General features: G+C 40.9%; 17 protein-coding genes and 1 pseudogene. 3 read left to right on the forward strand and 15 right to left on the reverse strand.

The genetic code is table 11. The features are described from left to right. Positions 1 to 48 precede the first annotated feature (48 nt). From UNSWCS_RS02765 to UNSWCS_RS02825, 13 genes and pseudogenes are all read right to left on the reverse strand, one after another. Positions 49 to 2,164 (reverse strand): annotated as a pseudogene (locus UNSWCS_RS02765) (TonB-dependent siderophore receptor). Then, positions 2,145 to 3,242, reverse strand: coding sequence for a PepSY-associated TM helix domain-containing protein (locus tag UNSWCS_RS02770; RefSeq protein WP_021087262.1), 1,098 nt, complete (start codon positions 3,240 to 3,242; stop codon positions 2,145 to 2,147). Before UNSWCS_RS02770 ends, UNSWCS_RS02765 begins: the two are co-directional and overlap by 20 nt. 980 nt (positions 3,243 to 4,222) lie before the next feature. Continuing rightward, positions 4,223 to 4,630, reverse strand: a complete 408-nt coding sequence (locus tag UNSWCS_RS02775) for a tetratricopeptide repeat protein (protein WP_021087240.1) — start codon at positions 4,628 to 4,630, stop codon at positions 4,223 to 4,225. Between the two features lie 133 nt (positions 4,631 to 4,763). Further along, complete coding sequence (locus tag UNSWCS_RS02780; RefSeq protein ID WP_021087233.1) at positions 4,764 to 5,591, reverse strand: ABC transporter permease; 828 nt, start codon at positions 5,589 to 5,591, stop codon at positions 4,764 to 4,766. Further along, positions 5,584 to 6,237 (reverse strand): ABC transporter ATP-binding protein, encoded by a 654-nt coding sequence (locus tag UNSWCS_RS02785; protein WP_021087259.1) that lies wholly within the window; start codon positions 6,235 to 6,237, stop codon positions 5,584 to 5,586. Before UNSWCS_RS02785 ends, UNSWCS_RS02780 begins: the two co-directional genes overlap by 8 nt. A 9-nt stretch (positions 6,238 to 6,246) precedes the next feature. Then, positions 6,247 to 7,146 (reverse strand): NapH/MauN family ferredoxin-type protein, encoded by a 900-nt coding sequence (locus tag UNSWCS_RS02790; protein WP_021087271.1) that lies wholly within the window; start codon positions 7,144 to 7,146, stop codon positions 6,247 to 6,249. 2 nt (positions 7,147 to 7,148) lie between these two features. Next, on the reverse strand, positions 7,149 to 7,613 hold the full coding sequence (locus tag UNSWCS_RS02795) for a c-type cytochrome (RefSeq protein ID WP_021087218.1): 465 nt from the start codon (positions 7,611 to 7,613) through the stop codon (positions 7,149 to 7,151). Further along, complete coding sequence (locus UNSWCS_RS02800; protein ID WP_021087241.1) at positions 7,610 to 8,161, reverse strand: c-type cytochrome; 552 nt, start codon at positions 8,159 to 8,161, stop codon at positions 7,610 to 7,612. Before UNSWCS_RS02800 ends, UNSWCS_RS02795 begins: the two co-directional genes overlap by 4 nt. After that, positions 8,158 to 8,835, reverse strand: coding sequence for a 4Fe-4S dicluster domain-containing protein (locus UNSWCS_RS02805; RefSeq protein WP_021087261.1), 678 nt, complete (start codon positions 8,833 to 8,835; stop codon positions 8,158 to 8,160). The genes UNSWCS_RS02800 and UNSWCS_RS02805 overlap by 4 nt, the downstream gene beginning before the upstream one ends. Further along, a complete protein-coding gene (locus UNSWCS_RS02810; RefSeq protein ID WP_021087219.1) occupies positions 8,828 to 10,084 on the reverse strand; it encodes a nitrous oxide reductase family maturation protein NosD in 1,257 nt (418 codons plus the stop codon). The genes UNSWCS_RS02805 and UNSWCS_RS02810 overlap by 8 nt, the downstream gene beginning before the upstream one ends. After that, on the reverse strand, positions 10,077 to 10,832 hold the full coding sequence (locus UNSWCS_RS02815; RefSeq protein WP_021087210.1) for a hypothetical protein: 756 nt from the start codon (positions 10,830 to 10,832) through the stop codon (positions 10,077 to 10,079). Before UNSWCS_RS02815 ends, UNSWCS_RS02810 begins: the two co-directional genes overlap by 8 nt. An 81-nt stretch (positions 10,833 to 10,913) precedes the next feature. Beyond that, positions 10,914 to 13,502, reverse strand: coding sequence for a Sec-dependent nitrous-oxide reductase (gene nosZ / locus UNSWCS_RS02820; RefSeq protein WP_021087267.1), 2,589 nt, complete (start codon positions 13,500 to 13,502; stop codon positions 10,914 to 10,916). 12 nt (positions 13,503 to 13,514) lie between these two features. Continuing rightward, a complete protein-coding gene (locus UNSWCS_RS02825) occupies positions 13,515 to 14,333 on the reverse strand; it encodes a hypothetical protein (protein WP_021087249.1) in 819 nt (272 codons plus the stop codon). Between the two features lie 417 nt (positions 14,334 to 14,750). Here UNSWCS_RS02825 and moaC point away from each other — a divergent pair, with 417 nt between their 5' ends. From moaC to UNSWCS_RS02840, 3 genes are read left to right on the forward strand one after another with little or no spacing between them, the layout of a single operon-like run. Further along, a complete protein-coding gene (gene moaC / locus UNSWCS_RS02830; protein ID WP_180997186.1) occupies positions 14,751 to 15,227 on the forward strand; it encodes a cyclic pyranopterin monophosphate synthase MoaC in 477 nt (158 codons plus the stop codon). After that, complete coding sequence (locus UNSWCS_RS02835; protein ID WP_009295275.1) at positions 15,202 to 15,468, forward strand: DUF493 domain-containing protein; 267 nt, start codon at positions 15,202 to 15,204, stop codon at positions 15,466 to 15,468. Before moaC ends, UNSWCS_RS02835 begins: the two co-directional genes overlap by 26 nt. A 9-nt stretch (positions 15,469 to 15,477) precedes the next feature. Next, positions 15,478 to 16,716: a hypothetical protein gene (locus tag UNSWCS_RS02840; protein ID WP_021087255.1), complete on the forward strand. Its 1,239-nt coding sequence runs from the start codon at positions 15,478 to 15,480 to the stop codon at positions 16,714 to 16,716. Positions 16,717 to 16,784: 68 nt separating this feature from the next. On the opposite strand, the gene UNSWCS_RS02845 is transcribed toward UNSWCS_RS02840, so the two are convergent. Next, on the reverse strand, positions 16,785 to 17,579 hold the full coding sequence (locus tag UNSWCS_RS02845; RefSeq protein WP_002941660.1) for an undecaprenyl-diphosphate phosphatase: 795 nt from the start codon (positions 17,577 to 17,579) through the stop codon (positions 16,785 to 16,787). Positions 17,580 to 17,636: 57 nt separating this feature from the next. Further along, positions 17,637 to 19,547, reverse strand: coding sequence for a transketolase (gene tkt, locus UNSWCS_RS02850; protein WP_021087264.1), 1,911 nt, complete (start codon positions 19,545 to 19,547; stop codon positions 17,637 to 17,639). Between the last annotated feature and the right edge of the window lie 19 nt (positions 19,548 to 19,566).

Here is a 19,566-nt window from a genome sequence, read left to right on the forward strand (position 1 = left end):
TGAAGGGCGCCAACTAGAAATTTAGCTGGCGCGTTAGAGTAAATTTAGCTAAAACTTATAGTTAAAGCTGAGATTAAAGGTGCGTGGATCGCCATAAACCATCTTGTTTGCACCAATGCCCTCATAGTATTTTTTATTAAAGAGATTGTCGATATTTAGCTGCACGTCAAAGTTTTTGGCAAATTTATATCCAAACATCAAATTTGCCAAAGTGTAGCCCTTTTGCGTGATCTCGCTTGCGCCCTTGCCGGTGTAAATTTTACTCTTATACATAGCCCCAGCTCCTACTCTAAAGTCCCTAAATTCATACTTTGCAAATAAATTTGCCGTACTTCTTGATGAGTCGGTGGCGTATTTTTCACCATTAGCATCTTTTGCATTAAAGTGCGTTGCACCAAAGCTTAGGCTCAAGTTTTTAGTGATCTCGCCGTTTAGATCTAGCTCGACACCCTTACTTGTCACGCCTTTGCCAGCTTCATATATATCGGCATTTGTCGCTGGATTTTTCTTGCCAGTCTTTACGCCAAGCTTGTCTTGCACGATCTTAAAGACACCAAGACTTGCTTGAAGTGCCCCGTCAAGATACTCGCCTTTGATGCCCACCTCATAGTCCTTGCCTTGGATCGGGTCAAGATATTTGTCGTTTGCATCCTTTAAGCTTTGAGGCTTAAATATGCTCGTGTAGCTCGCATATAGAGTGTGGTTTGCTCCGATGTCGTAGGTGATGCCAAGATATGGCGTGATCTCATTTGTGAAATTTCTATTGTCTTTGCCACCCTCGATCTCGTATTTGTAGTAGCTAACCCTAGCACCTAGCAAAAATTTAAGCTCATCGGTGATTGATAGTTTATTTGCCGCATAAAATGCCTTTTGTATCGTTTTGTCTTTGTTGTTTTGATCTTCGTAAGGAAATTTTGGATCATCAAGGTGCAAGTTTTTAAAGTCTATCCTGCTTCTAGCTGTATAAGCAAGCCCAGCTGGCGTAGTCCTTTGCAGCCAGTAGCTACTTACCTTATCGCTACTTTTTTTATAGTTGTTATACATCGCGCCAAAGACAAACTCATGGGATAAATTTGCTATCTCGTAAGGGATATTTGCATATGCATCGACGTTGTGGATGTTCTCCTCTCTTTTGTTTGCATAGGCGCTAAGACCACCTATGTTGCCGGTGCCATCTAAATTTACCGCTCCGCCGTAGTAGAGTAAATTTGAGTCAGTGTTTGCCCGCCTAAATGAGTAGCTTAAATTTAAGCTCGCTTCATTTTCAAAGTAGTGCTTAAAATCAGCGTAGAAATCAAGCGTTTTTATATCCCACCTAGTCCAAGGCTGAGAGAAAATTTCATTTTTACTAAAATTTGTCCTAGAGCCATCTGTGTAAAATGCTGGCATACCGCCCCACCTAACCCCGTGGCGTCTTAGCTCTTGATAAAACGCACCAAGACTAAGCCATGAGTTATCGCCTATGTCGCTATCGACTACGCCGTAAATCGCGCTATTTTTACGGTTGTAATAATCCATATAAGAGTGCGACTTCTCATGCATAAAAGATAGCCTTGCTCTAACGCTTCCGCTCTCATTTACTGGCGTTTGCACATCGCCATTTACGCCGTATCTATCGTATGAACCAGCACTTAGTCCAAAATTTCCTTTTAGCTCCTTTGAGTCTGCTCTTTTTCTTATGAAATTTAAGCTTGCAGCTGGGTTGCCAGCGCCTGCAAGCAGGCCATTTGCCCCTTTTACCACCTCGACTCTTTCATAAGGTAGCAAGCTCATATCATTTGCGCCAAGGCTAAAGCCGCCAAAGCTAGGCATCGAATCAAGCAAGTAATAATCTATCTTAAAGCCACGAGCCGTCGGATATACGCGCTCGTCCCATTTGTTTAGCGTGACGCCTGGGATATTTCTAAGAAGCACTTGATAGTCCTTGATGCCTTGATCTTTTAGCCTTGCTTCTGTTAGCACAGTTAGCGACTGTGGCGTTTGGCGAGAGGTTAAATTTAGCCTAGTTGTGCTCTTTACAAGCTCTTTTGCAAAGTAGTTTGCATCGTCTCTTCGCTCGCTCTCCACGACATCGACCGCTTCTAAAACCTTGTCATTTTCACTAGCATAAATTTGAGGCAACGCCAAAATTTAAAGCAACTAAGCTAAATAAAATTTTTTTCATTTTTTCTCCTTTTAAATTTTCTAAACCACAGATAAAGCCCTGATATACTCAAAACTAACGGCGAGATGCCCACTATAAACCAGATAAATTTTGTACTTTGGTTGTAGTTTCCAAAGTGCGATCTTCTAAAGGCCGAGAGGATTTTCTCGCTTAAATTTGCATTTTTTATGTCTAGGACGCTAACTAGCTTGCCGCTATCTTTGTCATAAGTGATCACGCTTGAGTATTCGTTATGCAAAAAGCTTTGCCACATCACGTGGCCAAAGATGCGGATGTTTGCCCCTTGCATGAAAGGCAGCGAGATGAAGTGTGGCTCAAAACCTTTTATATCCTTTTTCGAGCTAGCGACCAGCTCATCAAGGGATAAACTTTTGTTGTAAATTTTTGCGTCTATTACGAAGTCATTTTTAAACTCTGGCGTGCGTGCCATCTGAAATTCCCACCAAGCGCCGCTTATGCAAATGAGCAGTAAAACTGGCGTGCAAAAAATTCCTATTATCTTGTGGATGTCGTTCATGAAAACATTTAGCCCATTTACGCGCAGTCTAAGCAGAGTTAGCCAAAATTTGCGGTAGATCACAAAGCCGCTAATGCAGATAAAAAATGTAAAAATAGCTGTTAGAAAAAGGATAATATTGCCACTTTTTTCAAGAAGAAGCTCCTCATGGATATGCGCTAAAACCCCGAAAAATCCCTCATCGTGTGCCAGTGGCTCGCTCTTTATCTTGCCACTAAAAGCGTCAAAATAGATAAATTTCCACTCTTTTTTGCTATCGTTATGCTCGATTAGCCAAATTTTGTCGCATTTTTTAGGGTTTGCATCGATGTTTATGCCAACCATCTCGTAGCCGCTAAGCTCGCTTGCGACGATACCTCTTAGCTCATCAAAGCTGATCCTTTTGCTCAAATTTTCTTTGTTTAAATTTACATTTACGATATTTGGGATAAAAAGGCTGTTTAGCTCGTCTTTATAAACGAGGATCGCACCGCTAAAGCAAACTACGACAAGCGGGATAAAAAAGAGAAGCGACAAATATGCATGCACCTTGTAAAAAAGCTTTAAATTTAAAAATTTCACCCCTTTTGCCACCTTTTTAAAAATTAGTTTTGATAACAGCTCGCAATTTTATAAGATTTTTGCTTTTATAATTTTTAAAACCATTATCAAAATATAATTTTAAAAAGAAAGTGACGTTTGTGAAATTTGAGTTTGCAAAGGTAAAAAATTTGATTTAAAAAAAGAGAGACAACTCCTCTTTGTGTAAGCGGAAAAGCCAGAAAAGGGGGAAGCAAAGTCTTAACCGCTACAAAAAGGAGGGCCCGTTTAGGACGATGAAATGTTATTATTTAAATATAAATTTTAATGAAATTTTTAGTTAATAAAAAAGAAATTATGCGTAATACTAAAGTCAATCGCGATATTTAGGCATTTTCTAAAGAAATTTCTCTTTTAAAATGGTAAAAATATATGCTTTGCATGAAAGCAAAATCACATTTGAAATTTCATTTTTATTACTATTAAACGTGATTTGTAATGTTTAATTTAGCGACGTAAAAAGGTATCTCGCTAAATGCGCTTAAAAACTCGGACAAATTTTAAAATTTCATGAACGAGTAATTTCGGCTCTAAAATTTGAGCTAAGCGATAAGCGAAGCCAAATTTTAGTAGGTAACTCTTGTGAGTGAATGGGGTTTTAAAATTTGTAAAAATATAAAAATTTATTTGCGATACTTTTATTCAAAAGGGAGACAAGGGGACTCGAGTTACGGTCTGCTTGCAGTTGCGAGCCTGCGAAGCAAAGAAGCTCCCTTCCCCCTTAACAATCCCCTAAACCCGACGACGTTAGAAGTCGCATGCTTCAGTGCTTCGAACTGCATACGTCATTTATACCAGACAAACTCGCGCAAATTTTAAAATTTCATGAACGAGTAATTTCGGCTCTAAAATTTGAGCTAAGCTGCAAGCGAAGCCAAATTTTAGTAGTCAATTCTTGCGAGTGAATGAAAGTTTAAAATTTGCAAATTTGCTTCGTCATACATATAAATTTAAGATAAATTTTAATTCTTAGGCACAAGCTCTAAGACGTTGCAGGCTCGTTTGCTGCCCATTTTGCAAGCTTTATCAAGGGCATTTGCAGATAGATCAAAGCTCTGCTCTACGCCGTTTCCTTGCAGATATTTTGTAGCAAGCTCGTAGCAAGCTTCGCTGCTGCCATTTTCGCAAAGCGACTTAAATATCTCATAAGATCTAACCATATCTCTCTCCACGCCAAGACCTCGCCCTAGCATGTCAGCATATAAAAAGCAAGAGGTTTTGTCTTTGTTCTCGCACTCGCTTGAAAGCTTTTTAGTAAAGCTCCCGCAAGCTTTTGCGTCACTTTTGTTGATGCAGTTTTGCATATTTTCATCCCAGTTTGCACTTAGAGATAAAACGGCAAAGGCTAAAAATAAAATGGATTTTTTCATAAATTTCCTTGAGAGAGATAAACCCCCTTTGGGGGAAAGGGGGTCATTACAAAAAGGAGGTTTCTTGTTGGACAATTGGAATAATACAAGCCTCGTCTAAATTTAAAGCCAACTCTTATTTAACAAAAAACAATCAAACAAGATCTCTCTTGCTAAAGCCCAAATAGCCACAAACTAGCAAGATCGCACCAAGCAATAAAGGATAGATGATCGCATAAGCTACGAAGGTCGCTTTTGAAAATGTGCCTAAGATAAAGTAAGACGCAGTGCCGATGACTGCTAAATTTGGATCAAAAAGGCTAAGCGCTGCTATCCTAAAAAGCTCGATCGGATTTAGCATAGCGATGGTGTAGATGACGTACTCATCGACAGAGCTTCGCATAAGCAGTCCAATGAGTGCTAGGTCGATAAAAGCTAGCATGATAAGCCAGAGCAAAAACGCCACGCCCTGCCCTGTTTCTTGGTTTTTGATAAGGCTTGAGATAAAAAAGCCAAGCGATAAAAAGACGATACTTAGGCTAAAAAGTAGGCCAAAGTAAAGCACCAGCACGCTCCAAGGTATCGACACGCCCTTTATAAAGCCAACCACCACGCAAAGCAAAAGCGAAAACAAAAGCGGCACAAAAACGACAAATGTCCGCCCAAGCGCCTTGCCAAAGTAGTACTCTTTAAGGCTTAGCGGGAAGCTTAGCACGTACTCAAGCAGGTTTGTGTCCCTGTCTTGATTTATACTTCTTACAGTTGAGATGAGGATAAATATCGGCACGATGATGACGCAAATTTGTATAAACAAAAGTAGCGCCCTTGTTAGTCCAGAAAAGCCAAGCACGCGCGAGTCGGTCACTCCACTAAATAAAAATCCTATCATCAAAGCAGAAAAAAGAAGCGCATATATCGCAAACCACCTCGAGCGAAACGACTCTTTGACGTCTAGTTTTGCTATTAAAAAAAGGTTATTCACTCTTGCTCCTTAAATTTTCTTCTTTGATGATCTTGCCAAGGTCCATATAGACGCATCTATCAAGCAAATGAGCGATCTCATCTATGCGGTGTGAGATGAAAACTAGTGTCTTTTTTTGCGTGAAATTATCTAGCAAATTTTTAAAAGACTCCCTTGCTTTTACATCTAAATTTGCCGTTGGTTCGTCAAACATCAAGATTTCACTATCTTTGGCAAATGCGATGGCTATTAGCATCTTTTGCTTCATGCCGCCAGAGAGTTTGTAAAAGGACTTGTTTAAATTTGCATGCAGGTCAAGCTCCAAAAGCTTGCTAAATTTCTCAATATCTTCAAATTTTACATTTGAGCTTTTGCAGACAAACTCGCAAAGCTCACGTAGGCTAAATTTAAGCGGTGGCGGGGTTTGTGGCACAAATGAGATAAACTTTAGCGCCTCTTTTCTATCTTTTAGGGTATTTACGCCATTTATCGCGACGCTTCCGCTATTTGGCACAAACTCGCCCAAGATGATACGCATGAGCGAGCTTTTACCAGCTCCATTTTGCCCAAGTATCGCTATCTTTTCGCCAGCTTTTACATTTAGACTGACGTTATCAAGTATCTTTTGCGAGCCAAAAATTTTCGTTACTTCTTTTATATCTATCAAAAAATTTCCTTATATGAGTTTCTTAAAGCCGTTGTCAAATTTAAGCGCATCTTGGTGGCAAACGTCGATACACCTGCCACAAAGCGTGCAGTCAGCCCCAGCTATCCTAAAGAGCTTTTTACTATCATCAGTTTTTGCGCCCTTTTTTGTCATAAAAAGCACGTGTGGCACTAGGCAAACATCAGTGCAAACCAAGCAGTGGTCGCACTTTTCTTTATCCCAGCTGACCTTTATCGCATTTGGCTTAGCCAGTAGCGAATAGGTCGCTCCAACAGGGCAAACATATCTGCACCAAGCCCTGCGTGAGAAGAAAATCTCAACCACAAGCATAGCCACAACTAGCCATATAGCGTGAAAGTAGCCATAGATGATAAATCTTGAAAATATCCCAACGACGTTAAAAATTTCAAAGACAAGACTTGAGCTAGCAAAGCTAAGAGCCAAAAACAAAATGGTAAAGGCGTATCGCCACTTTGTGTCAAAAACTCGTGGTTTTACTATCTTTTTGGCGCGTAAATTTTCGTGAATTTTCTCAGCTATCTCGCTTATAAGTGAGTACGGGCAAACCCACGAGCAAAAGCCCCTGCCACCAAAAATGATGTAAAAGGCTAGGATACTAAGCGAGCCAATTAGTAAATTTACATGAATTTCATGCGTTGCTAAAAAGACTTGCAAGCTCATAAATGCATCTGCTAGGTGAAAGCCAAGTATCCTTGAGGCGCTGATGTCGCCCTCTAAAATTTGCACATCGACCCTGTAAGAGAGCACAAATAAAAGATGAACTAATACAATGGTAAAAATGCGCCAAAAACGTATGCTCGGGCGCTTTTTGCCATCTTTTGTAGTCGTTATTAGCGTGCTTAGAAAGCTTACATTTCTAATGGTCGCACGAACGTTATATTTATCCATTTTTACTTTTTAAATTTAGAAATTTCATCAGCAAGGCTGTTTAGATCGCTGTCACTAACGTTTGTTAGCAGTCCCTTCATAAGCGTGTTTTGCACCTTGCCAGCCTTATAATCAGCCAGTTTTTTAAGAAGCTCGTCCTTGCTTAGATGAGTGATATCAGGCGCTACGACGCCTTTGCCATTTGCGCCGTGGCACGGGGCGCAAGAGGTTAGATATTGCTTGCTAACGCCTTCATTTTGAGCCTTAGCTACGCTTAGACTTAGCTCTTTTACCTTTTTTAGCTCATCTTCGCTGGCAAATTCCTCGCTAGACTTTGGCTGCTGATTTGAGATATTTTGCTCCACCTTTGGCGTGGCGACTTTTGCTACGGATTTCTCCTTTTTAGGCGGAGTTTGGCTTAGCATAAACACCATGATACCGCATATCAGCACCGCTAAAATGATCGTTATGATTTTTCCGATTTTCATTGTTTGCTCCTAAATTGCGCATTAAAATCGCTTATCTCTTTAGCTAAATTTCTTATCTCACTCTCGTCCATTTTCTTAACAAGATCACGCATCAAAACATTTACCTTTTCCTTGCTCTTGTAGGCGTTTATCATCTTGAAAATTTCATCCTCGCTCTTTGTTAAAAGAGATGGTCCGATGATGCCATTTGCGTAGTCATCGTGGCAGGCTGAGCACTTTGTGATGAAGTCCTTGCTAAGTCTGCCCTTTATAAGTCTTAAATTTATACTTTGAAGCGGGCTTTTTACCATGGCAAGCGCTCCGATCTGACGACTTACGTTGTTGTCTTCAAGTCCAAATTTAACGCTTTTTTCGCCGTGCATGTCGTATTTTATAAATTCATTTTGCTTATTTGCACTCTCGTTGTTTTCATTTTTTTCGACCTTTATGCTAGCACTTGTCGCTACTTTTGCACCTTGCTCGCTAGCAGCCTTTTGCGCTTTGTCCTCACTCTTTTCACAGCCGACAAATAGCAATGCAGCAGCTACTAAAGGTATTATTGCTCTCATTTTTTCTCCTTGTAAATTTCATCATAGCTCATCTTTGGGGCGATATTTATGATCTTTGCTGGGCAGACCTCAGCGCAAACGCCACAACCAACGCAGCCATTTTTTATAAGTGGTAAATTTGCCTCGCTCATTGCTATCGCGCTATCGCCAACTGGACAAAGCGTGACGCAAAGATCGCAAATTTGACCGATCTTGCCTTTTATCTTATCTTTTAGCGCCTCTTCTCTGTCGTTATAGGCTTTGCGATCAAGCAGATCTTTAACGCCAGCTTCGCTTAAATTTTCTCTTTTCACGCTCAAACAGGCTGCCGTGTCACTTAAAACCGCAACGCCCATTTTGACATCACCAACAACCTTTGTGGCGTGATCGAGCGCACCGCTAGGACAGGCTAGCACGCATGGGAAAAGGTCACACAAGTAGCAGCCTCGCTCTTTGGCGTCGATGTGAGCTGAGCCACTTGAGTAGCCATCTTCTATGTCAAGTAAATTTATGCTGTGATAAGGGCAGACTTGCACGCACTGACCGCATTTTACGCAAAGATCATCAAAGTCATCAACAGCACCTGGCGGTCTAAGATAGAGTTTGTCGCCACTACTTTTTGGCAAAAACTTGCCTATGGCGTATCCAGCCACAGCTGCGGCTGAGCCTATTATCATAAAATTTCTTCTATCCACGTTTCGCCTTTAAAGCGTTGAAATTTGAAACATCAAGCGGTTTTATCCTAGGCGAACTATCTTCAAGTAGCTTTATGGGCTCAGAAAATGGAGCGAGTTTAGCTAAGAAATTTAAGACGCTAAAGACGCTAGAACCATAGAAAAACTGCAAATTTGGATAGTACTGCCAGAGCTGATCGATGTATGAGAGGTGCAAAAATGGCGTGTCGCCGTAGCCATCTTTATCTCTATCAAAGCTCTCATACTCGTCATAATAGTTCTTGCTCCATCTATTTAGTAGCATCTTTTCGCCTGGGGTGTCGTTTACGACGATGTCCATGTTGCCGATAAAGTCGTTGTTTTCAAAGATGCTTGTGCCTTGCGTAGCGTGAAAATAGACGCCAACTACGTTGTGTAAAATTTTATTGCCTATAAAATTTATAGTTGATCCCGGCTGAAAGGGCGAGTTATCAAGCAAGATGCCACGCGCGTTATAGACAAGGGTGTTATTTTCTATCGTAAAGTCAGACACGTCCTTTAGTCCGATGCCGATACCAAAGGCGCCGTCACTATCCATAACTAGGTTATTTTTTATATTTGAGCTAGCTGAATACATAAAAAACATACCAACAGCGTTGCCGATAAATTCGTTATTTTCGACTAAATTTTGATTAGCATACATAAAATGCAGAGAGTATCTGCTACCAACTGCTTTGTTGCTTAAAAATTTATTGTGACTTGCATACCATGCGACCATGTCACGGCTGTCGCGGATATTGTTGTGCTCGATCAAATTTTCATGGCTATACCAAAGTCTCACCGCATCGCCTCTAAAGCCAAGGCTAGCGCCCTTTTTTGAGGTAATGTTGTTTTCAGTGATCTTTGAGCTACTGCACTCTTTAAAGTCAATCCCAAAAAGCACATCGCTTATGTCGTTTTTAGAAATTTCAACGTTATTTGCCTTGTCACAGCCTATGCCAGCGTCAAGCTCGCCAAGATCGTTGCCACTGCCACTTATCTTTAAATTTTTAAGTGTCACGTTTGAAGCGATGATCTTTATAACGCTGCCCTTGCCGTCACCTTTTATGTGGGCATTTTTGCCCTCGCCGATGATAGTAAGAGGCTTAGAAATGATTATATTTCCTTCATAAACGGCATCCCCCAGCTTTATCACATCGCCAGGGCTAGCGTTGTTTATCGCATCTTGAAGGACGTTTGCAAAGCCAAAAAGTGGCAAAAAAACAAGGGCAAATTTAGAAAATTTACGCATTTAGCTCTTTTTTCTTTGAAAATACTGCAAGTATGCAAAGCACGCTCATCACCATCATCACCCAAAAGCCGATAGTTGGATAAGAGTGCGTTGTAAAGTGCGCCACGCTACCATCGCCTAAGACTGTTGGCATAAATGGCTTGATCTTAAAGGCGCCCCACTCTTGCATATTGTGTCCATACCAGTATAGCCAGCCCACAAATGCGCTCATAAATAGCACAGGTGCGATGATGGTTGGCACCATGAGAAGTGAGTTAAATTTACCGTCATAGTATAAAAACGCAAGCATGCAAAGTGTGGCGATAAGTAGATAATAAGGTGCGATCGCTCGCTCGACATTGCCGCCATGCTCCATAGGATACATGCCGATGTAGTGGTTTATCGTATTCATCTCGTGTACGTCGCCACTATATCCATCTACGTGAAAATATACTGGGATGCCATCTGGAAAGGCTGCCTTTGGATAGTTTGGCGCTTCAAGAGATACGTACCAGATAGGGAGTGATGGCGTGCCGATCTCTGCTTTTTGCTCGATCATCTTGTGAAGATCGCTTGCCACCTCTTTTGGCAAAAGGTGGTTTTTATACTGAAATGAGCTATAAAGATCGTAGATAGTGTAAGCATAAGATGGTAGCTCGTCGCCGTTAGCTATACGCTCTTTTGCTCCATGCCAGCCAAGAACTGGCAGAGTAAAACAAACGCTCATGATGATTAGTGCAACAATGGTATAAATTTTATATTTACTCATAATCTCTCCTTTAAATTTTAAAATTTAGCCTAGCAAAAGTTAAATTTTAAAATTTAAAAGGGGCAAAAATGCCCCTTAAAACTACATGCCTGCGTTTTCGTCTATCCATTTTAGATACTGGATGATATTTTTGATCTCTTCGTCACTCATGTGCTGATTTGGCATTCTAAGTTTAAAGAAATCAATCATCGCTTTAACGTAGTCGTCGTTATAGAATTTAGCAGGGTCTTTTATAAAGTCTGCTACCCATTTTTCGCCATTTTCATGTCTTAGCAAGACACCAGTTAGGTCTGGACCTGAGCTTACTTGACCGATAACGTGGCAGCCATTACATCCACCTTTTAGATAAGCTTCTTCGCCTTTTGCAGCAGCTGGGCTCATCGGAGTTGCGATCTCTTTAGCTAGGTTGTTTTTAGCTCTTAGACCAACGTCGGCGGTTTTTACCATGTATTGCCATACTTGGTACTCCCAAAGGATAGCGCCATTTACGTCGCCTTTTTTGTAAGCTTCGTCAGCTTTAGCTTTTACCTCTTTGATGTGGCCGTATTGATCAAGTGCGTCATCGACCAAAGCTTTTACTTTTGGATATTTCTCATAATGTTTCTCTTTTAGGTATTTAACAACCTCTTGGATAACATCATCAGTTGCTTTGTTAGTTGCGATTACTTTGTCGTACTCAGCTTTCAAAGCCTCTGGGCTTAGAGTTTTTAGCTTGCTATTTTTTGCAGATTCATATTTTTTATTTGGATCTTTAACAAGCAAATAACCCATCATCTCAAGGTGAAGTGCTGAACAAAACTCGGTGCAGTAGTATGGGAAGACACCTTCCATATCAGCTACGAAATTTACTGAAGCAGTTTTGCCAGGCTCAAGTGAAGCGTGGATGTTGTAAAGGTCGATGCCAAAGCCGTGAGTCTCATCTTGAGCGCGCTCTAGGTTTGTTAGGTGAATTGTTACATTATCGCCTTTATTTACCTCGATGTGCTCCGGGTTGATGTGGCTTCTGATCATTGTTGCATAGACAGTTACGTTTTTGCCGTTTCTCTCAACTCTTTCTTGACCAGCTAGTGTTGCAAATGGGCTTGCCTCGCCTGTTCTTGAGTTTGTACCCATGTTGTAAGTAAGCGCTGGAGTTAGCTTGCTAGCAGCTATTGAGACAACGTCGTGTGGCTCACCAAGTGGGATTGGCATATCATAGATTAGCTCCATTTTTGGACCATTGATGTCTATTAACTGGTGGTTTTGTGGATGGAGTGGGCCAACTGGGTTGAAGCGATCGATTGAAAGTTTATCAAGTGCGATTGCATATTTGCCAACTGGTTTTGCTGATTTGCCCTCCATTGTGTCAAGGTGACCGATGTTGTAATGAACATTTACTTTATCAAGCACTTTTAAATTTTTGTAGTCCCATTTTACGATTTGGCTATCAACGTAAAGTGAAGTATAGACTACGCCATCTTGTGAGTCAAATGATGTGTGCAGTGGTCCAAGGCCAAGTTCGACTTGTCCGTGCATTGTCTTTTCTCTATCTAAGATAGGTATGCCGTATGGGTCAGTGCCAGCGAACTCTTTTTTGTCGATTAGCTCTTTGATCTTTTTAAAGTCATAAACTGATGCGTGAGTATCAAGCTTACCACCAACGATGATGTATCTACCATCTGGTGTTACGTCACAACCGTGTGGGCTCTTTGACTCTGGGATCAAAAACAGTGCTCCAGCTTTTACAGCAGCCTCTATCGTGACCACTCTGTGACCATTTACAACTTTGTAGTTTTTCTTGTCTTGTGCAAGTTTTTCTAAAATTTGCCAGTTATAAACGTGCAAGAAGTCGGTGTCATTTCTACTAGCGCCTGCCTCAAATGGAGGAAGACCTTTTTCGATACCACCTGTATACATCTCAGTGTTTATTGAGTTTGTAAAGCCCCAGCCGTAGCTCTCGCCCTTACCAGCGTCGCTTAGGTCTTGCCAGTATGGAGGAAGCTCAAGAGAGAAAGATGCTTTCTCGTCGATCTTACCTTTTGGATAGTCAAATTTCCAAAATGTCACAGCGCCTCTATAAACGGCTTCGTAGTCGTCCATTGAGTGGTAGTTGTCATCAAGTGGAGCTGCGTACTGGCTAGCTTCGATGACATACTCGCTGTTTGGAGTAATGAAGCTACCACCGTGCTCACTCTTCATGATAGGGTTTACGACCATTTGAGTTGTCTCAAAGTCTTTTAAATTTATAACAGCGATCCTTGGGTTTGCCTTGTCGTTGATAAATAGATAATCACCAACATACTCACCATTTTTCTCAGTGAAATTTGGGTGGTGTGTATCGCCCCAAGTTATCTCTTTGCCCCTGATGTTGCCTTGTTTTAAAACAGCTTTTGACTCATCATCATAGCCATATCCTTGCCAAGGCTCTGGGGTGAAAACGCCGATGTATTTGTAAATTCTCATCGACGGAACGCCATAAACTAGCACTTGACCACTCTGCCCGCCAGATGAAAAGACGATGAAATCATCTTTTTTACCGCTTGGCTGGTAAGTCTTAGCAGCTGCAAGGACATCTTTTTCGCTTAGCCCGCGCTCTTTCATGACTTTTTCAAGGTCACTACTAGCAGCACAAGCAGCAGTTAAAGATAGCCCAAGCAGTGCAGCACTTGCGACACAAAATAACTTTTGCATTTACTCTCCTTTTTAAAATGAATTTATCTCTAAACTCTTTATCTTATTACTTAGATCCACGCCAACAAGCACGTTTTTATCTATAAAAATTTCTTTTATCTCGCCACTAAAAAGCTCTTTTTTGCCCTTTAGCTTAAAGCTTTTGTCAAATTTATAGATCACTCCGTCCTCGCCAGCTACTAAAACCTCATCTCCCACGCACGCAAGAGCTGAAATTTTAGATCTTAAAACTTGCTTTTTAGCTCCACTTTTAAGATCTAAAATTTCTCCGTTTCTAAAGCCTATGAAAATTTCATCATCGCTAAATTTACAGGCACTCACTGGCGCAAAGCCAACGCTTTTTTGCTCTTTTGCGTTAAGCTTGCTATCAAGCAAAAATGCCTTGCCATTAAAGCTTGTAAAAAACACTCCCTCACCAAGCGGCAAAAAGCTAGAAATTTTATAAACATTGTTAAAATTTTTTGATATAAATTTTTTAGAACTCTTGTCAAAAATGGCGATTGTTACGACATTTGCCATATCGCAAGCGACGTAAATTTTCTCTTTATCCAGCAAGATATTTGAAACCTTACAGCCAACATTTGGCAGAGCAAATAAAAATTCCTTCTCGCTAGCTACCTTTACGATCTCGTTGTTTAAATTTGCAACGTAAAAAGAGCTCTCATCGTAAGCACATCTTTGATCTTTGTAAATTTTCTCCTTTAGTCCTAGGCTTTTTGTCTCGCCATCTTTTACAAAGATGATGTTTTGACTATTTTCATCGACAAAACAGCCTTTATCCTCAGCAAAAAGCGCCATCAAAGATAAGCTAAGACATAGCAGAAATTTCATTATCTAGGTTGCTTTCATCGTAAATTTAAAATTAACAAAAATATACATATTCATATCTTAAAAGCAAATTAGAAGTTAATTTGTTTTCTTAAGCTTTTAAAGAAAAATATCAATAATTTTTTTTAAATTTTGCCATTTACAATAAATAGACTTTGGAATTTAACGGATAGAAATATACTTTTGATAAAATTTATTATCTATAAAAATTCGTATTTTAGGTATTTTATGCATTAAAATTTAAATTATAAATATTTTTTTAAAAAAATTATTTAAATTAGATAATTATATTAAGAAATGAAAAAATCCTCTTGCCTTTTGAGCAAAGCTTAATTTTTAGATTTTTGATATTTTTTTGCTTAAATTTACTGATAACTTAAATTTGCTTAAATAGGCTATAATCTGCCAAAAAAAGGAGAGATAATGCTAACACATTTAGATGAAAAAGACCGTCCAAAGATGGTCGATGTAAGCCCAAAAGATCCCACAAAAAGAGTAGCAACTGCTAGCGGGATCATCAAAATGAGCAAAGATGCTTTTAAGGCGATCAAAGAAAATACCGGCAAAAAAGGCCCAGTCATCCAAACAGCTGTCGTCGCTGCGATAATGGGCGCTAAAAAGACAAGCGAGCTAATACCTATGTGCCATCCACTGGCCATTTTGGGTGTGGATTGTGACATCGAGGAGCTGCCTGAAATTTGCGCTTTTAAGCTTTATGTGAGCGTCAAGATAGAGGGCAAAACAGGCGTTGAGATGGAGGCGCTAACAGGCGTGAGCGTGGGACTTTTGACCATTTACGACATGGTAAAAGCCATAGATAAGGGCATGGAGATCAGTAACATCGTGCTAGAGAGCAAAACAGGAGGCAAAAGTGGCGAATATATGCGATCTAAATAACAAAAAGGCAAAAATCGACTACCCAACACACTGGGAGTATAAAGTGATATTTGACGCTGGCGTAAATGCCGAAGAGAAGGTAAAAGAGATAGTAAAAGATAGAGAATTTAAGCTAGTTTTTTCAAAATTTAGCAAAGATAAAAAATACGCTAGCTACGATTTAGCCGTGCTAGTTTTAAGCGAAGAAGAGAGGCTGGAGATTTTTTCAGCGCTAAAACACGAAGCAAAATACGTTTTATAAGGCAAAAATATGGATAAACTTGAGCAAAATTTACGTGATTATAAAGATAGCGAGGGGCTACTAACTAGCATAAAGGCTCTTTGCAACGACTTTTTTAGGGACGTCTCAGACAAAGACGAAAACACACTGCCTGATCTTTTGAAGCAAAAAATGAACGAGCTTTACGACAAGATGGACAAAGAGAACCTCATAAATGCTAAAAACCTAAAAAGCGCTATGGAGGGGATAAATCAAGCTCTAGTTAGCGGCGAAGAGAAGGGGCTTTATGAGCTATTTGATAAAAGAGATGAGATAAATAGAGCGATCGAGGCAAAGCGTGAAGAGATAAAAAATAGGCTAAAAATTTCATTTGAAGCGGCCGAAGAGGTCGTAAAAGATAGAAATTTTGGCGAAAAAGAGGAAATTTTAGAGCTTTTAAATAACGCCATTATTAGAGAAACGAGAATGCTTGGCATCTTAAAAGAGAGCGCTCAAATCGCCTTTTTAACAACACTTGAGGGCGCAAAGGATGTCGAAGAGACCGCTGGTGCGATAGCTAAAAATATGACCTACGCTGCGATAAGAGGCGGGGAGTTTAGCAAAGAGCGAATGTTTGAAATTTCAAAAAATATCATCAGTGCAGCTGGAAATTTAGCAAATGAGGGGCATATATTTGCAAAAGAGCTCATAAAAGGCGCGATAAATGGCACAAGAGATGGCATTTTAAGAGCTATAGAAAAGCTAAAAGATGAGGCGAAATTTGCTCCAGATGAGCTAAGGCTAAACTCACAGCTTTTAAATTTAAAAAACGTGGATGAAGAGTTTATAGCGCTTCTTAAAGAGCTTGAAAATGAATTTGACGGCGTGGCTAAAAGCGAGATCGAAAGCGTGATAAATAGCGAACTTGATACAAATCTAGCAAAATTTAAACGCATAAGCGATCAAGCGATGGAGCAGATCAGCTCAAGGCTTGAAGAGCTAAAGTCAAACGGCGTTGCAAAGCTTATGAGTGAGGCGAACAATAAATTTGAAGCTCTAAAACAAGAGCTAAACGACAAGAGCAAAAAGCTAAAGCTAAATTTTGACGCAAACGATAAGCTTGAAGGCCTCAAACAAGATATCGCAGAGTTTGAGAAAAAGGCAAATGATAAGCTTGAAGACATCAAACAAATGGATATAAAATCAGAAGCTAAGAAATTTGGTGACAGAGCATATCAAGCCGCAAAAGACTTCATAAACGTCATAAAAAAAGATAAAAAAGAGGAGTAAATTTGCCAAGCTTTTTGGCAAATTTATCATTTTGGCTAGGTCTTAGCCTAGCCTTTTACAACTTAAATTTATAAAAACAGATAGAGCAAAAACGCACCCAAGATCAAGCGGTAGATGACAAAAGGAAGCATCCTGATCCTTGAGATGATCCCCATAAATAGCTTCACGCAGATATAAGCACTAACTGCACTTATGATGACGCCAAGGGCGATGTCGCTCCAAGGAAGCGCGTTTGGATCTTTTATAAGCTTGATACTCTCAAGTCCGCCAGCTAGGATGATGACAGGTATCGAAAGTAAAAATGAGAAATTTGCACTGCCTTTGTGGCTAAATCCTAAAAAAAGTGCCGCTGTCATCGTTATGCCTGATCTTGAGACGCCAGGGATGAGCGCCACAGCCTGCGCTAAGCCTATGATGAGAGCAAATTTTATGGTCATTTCGTATTCGCTTTTGTTTGTTGAGCGAAGATCAGCAAAGTAAAGTGCGATACCAAAGATGATCGTTGTAACTGCGATCACAACGCCACTTCTTGCGTACTCTTCGATCACGTTGTTAAACAAAAGTCCAAAGATGCCAACTGGGATAGTGGCAAATCCCACGCACCAGACAAGCAAGCTATCGCCCACCATCTTTCTTTGTGCTATCGAGGCAAAAAAGTCGCGAAGTAGCTTAAAAATCGTATCTTTAAAATAAAAAAGTATCGCGCTTAGCGTACCAACATGCACTGCCACGTCAAAAGCAAGCCCTTGATCTGGCCAGCCAAGTAGCTTTGGCACCAAGATGAGATGAGCCGAGCTGGATATCGGCAAAAACTCGCTTATGCCTTGCACCAAGGCCAAAACGATAACATGAGAAATTTCCATAAAATACCTTTTTGATTTTAGATTGCAGCTGGGGATTTTACTCCCCAAAGTTAAATTTTATATAAGTTCGCTAGCAAAATTTGCAAGCTTTTGCGGAGTAAATCCGAAGTGGTCAAATAGCTCGTTCGCCTTGCCACTGGCGCCAAAGCTGTTCATGCCATAAACCGCGTCAGCAAATTTATACCACTCATAGCCAGTTGCGGCCTCAACTGCGATGATCGTTGTATTTTTATCTAAAATTCTAGCCACATACTCAGCTGGTTGCTCGCAAAGTAGGTCAAAACAAGGCGCTGATACGATATTTGCACCCACACCTTGCTCAGCTAGAAGTGCAGCTGCTTTTACACAGAGTGAGACCTCGCTGCCGCTTGCTATAAATGTGATCTTCGCATCTTTTGCCGAGCTTAAAAGATATGCGCCGTTGCCAACCTCGCCAAATTCGCCTTTTGCAAGTGGATCAAGCCCTTGGCGACTAAGCACAAATGCACTTGGAGCGTTTAAATTTAGAGCCGCTTGCCAGCTAGCTGCGTTTTCGTTGCCGTCAGCTGGGCGGAAAGTGTAGAAATTTGGCATCGCTCTAAATGTGCTAAGCTGCTCGATAGGCTGATGCGTTGGACCATCTTCGCCAACGCCGATACTATCGTGCGTAAAGACAAAAAAGTGCTTGATGCCCATTAGCGCTGCTATCCTTGCACTTGGCTTTAAATAGTCGCTAAAGATGAAAAATGTCGCTGAAAATGGCAAGAAAAGGCCGTATCTGGCGATGCCATTGTTGATCGCTGCCATGGCGTGCTCTCTGATACCGTAGTGGATATTTTTGCCATTTGGGAAGTCACCCATGCCCTTTAGCTCAGTCTTGTTTGAAGGAGCAAGATCTGCGCTACCGCCGATAAAGCCAGGGAGTTTTTTAGCTATCTCATTTAAAATGACGTGGTTTGTATCTCTTGTGGCTAGTTTTTTGTCGCTAAAGTCTGGAAATTCGATCTTGCTAAAGTCTGGATTTAGAAGTGAGTTTAGTAAATTTTTGCCCTCAGTACTTAGCGCCTCAACCTTTTTGTTCCACATAGCCTCTTCAAGATCGCCCTTTTCTACTGCGCCTCTAAATCTTAAAAGCACGTCCTCGTCAATGGCAAATTTCTTCTCAGGATCAAAGCCAGCTGCGGCCTTTGCCTTTTTAATGATCTCCTCGCCAAGTGGTGCGCCGTGGCTGTGGTGGCTGCCCTCAAGCTCCATTGCGCCGCGTGCTATGCGCGTGTTTGCGATGATGAGATATGGCGACTCTTTCTCGTTTGCTTGCTCAAGCGCAAATTCGATCTGGTTATAGTCGTGTCCGTCGATGCGTGCGACCTCCCAGCCCTGCGCCTCAAACCTAGCCTTGACGTCCTCGCTAAATGCGATCGCTGTATCGCCCTCGATCGTGATGTTGTTTGAATCATAGATGAGCACAAGGTTGTCTAGTCTTAAATTTCCTGCGATTGAACATGCCTCGTAGCTTATGCCCTCTTCAAGGTCGCCGTCGCCGCAAAGGCAGTAAATTTTATGATCGATTATTTTATTATCTGGCTCATTTAGCACGTTTGCAGCGTATTTTTCTGCCATGGCTAGACCAACTGCATTTGCTACGCCTTGACCAAGTGGGCCAGTAGCCATCTCAACGCCTGGAGTGTGAATTTCTGGGTGTCCTGGGGTATTTGAGCCAAGCTGACGGAAATTTTTAAGCTCATCTAGGCTTAGATCGTAGCCGCTTAGGTGCAAAAAGCTATAAACCAAGCTTGATGCGTGACCACCGCTAAAAACGAGCCTATCCCTGTTTAGCCATTTTGGATTTTTAGGATTGTGTTTTAAAAAGTTGCTTAAAACCACCATGATATCGGCTAGGCCCATAGGAGCACCTGGGTGTCCGCTGTTAGCGTTTTGCACCATATCAGCGCACAAAAATCTTATAGTATCGGCTTGTTTTTTTAGCATATGATCTCCTTTTATTGCG

Origin of the sequence: Campylobacter concisus UNSWCS (assembly GCF_000466685.1) — a bacterium.
GTDB lineage: Bacteria > Campylobacterota > Campylobacteria > Campylobacterales > Campylobacteraceae > Campylobacter_A > Campylobacter_A concisus_A.

What these genes read in the sequence shown, in the direction of transcription:
- UNSWCS_RS02775 (WP_021087240.1), bottom strand. Translation starts at nt 4,630, where the DNA reads ATGAAAAAATCCATTTTATTTTTAGCCTTTGCCGTTTTATCTCTAAGT.
- UNSWCS_RS02790 (WP_021087271.1), bottom strand. Translation starts at nt 7,146, where the DNA reads ATGGATAAATATAACGTTCGTGCGACCATTAGAAATGTAAGCTTTCTA.
- UNSWCS_RS02795 (WP_021087218.1), bottom strand. Translation starts at nt 7,613, where the DNA reads ATGAAAATCGGAAAAATCATAACGATCATTTTAGCGGTGCTGATATGC.
- UNSWCS_RS02800 (WP_021087241.1), bottom strand. Translation starts at nt 8,161, where the DNA reads ATGAGAGCAATAATACCTTTAGTAGCTGCTGCATTGCTATTTGTCGGC.
- UNSWCS_RS02810 (WP_021087219.1), bottom strand. Translation starts at nt 10,084, where the DNA reads ATGCGTAAATTTTCTAAATTTGCCCTTGTTTTTTTGCCACTTTTTGGC.
- UNSWCS_RS02815 (WP_021087210.1), bottom strand. Translation starts at nt 10,832, where the DNA reads ATGAGTAAATATAAAATTTATACCATTGTTGCACTAATCATCATGAGC.
- nosZ (WP_021087267.1), bottom strand. Translation starts at nt 13,502, where the DNA reads ATGCAAAAGTTATTTTGTGTCGCAAGTGCTGCACTGCTTGGGCTATCT.
- UNSWCS_RS02825 (WP_021087249.1), bottom strand. Translation starts at nt 14,333, where the DNA reads ATGAAATTTCTGCTATGTCTTAGCTTATCTTTGATGGCGCTTTTTGCT.
- UNSWCS_RS02840 (WP_021087255.1), top strand. Translation starts at nt 15,478, where the DNA reads ATGGATAAACTTGAGCAAAATTTACGTGATTATAAAGATAGCGAGGGG.
- UNSWCS_RS02845 (WP_002941660.1), bottom strand. Translation starts at nt 17,579, where the DNA reads ATGGAAATTTCTCATGTTATCGTTTTGGCCTTGGTGCAAGGCATAAGC.
- tkt (WP_021087264.1), bottom strand. Translation starts at nt 19,547, where the DNA reads ATGCTAAAAAAACAAGCCGATACTATAAGATTTTTGTGCGCTGATATG.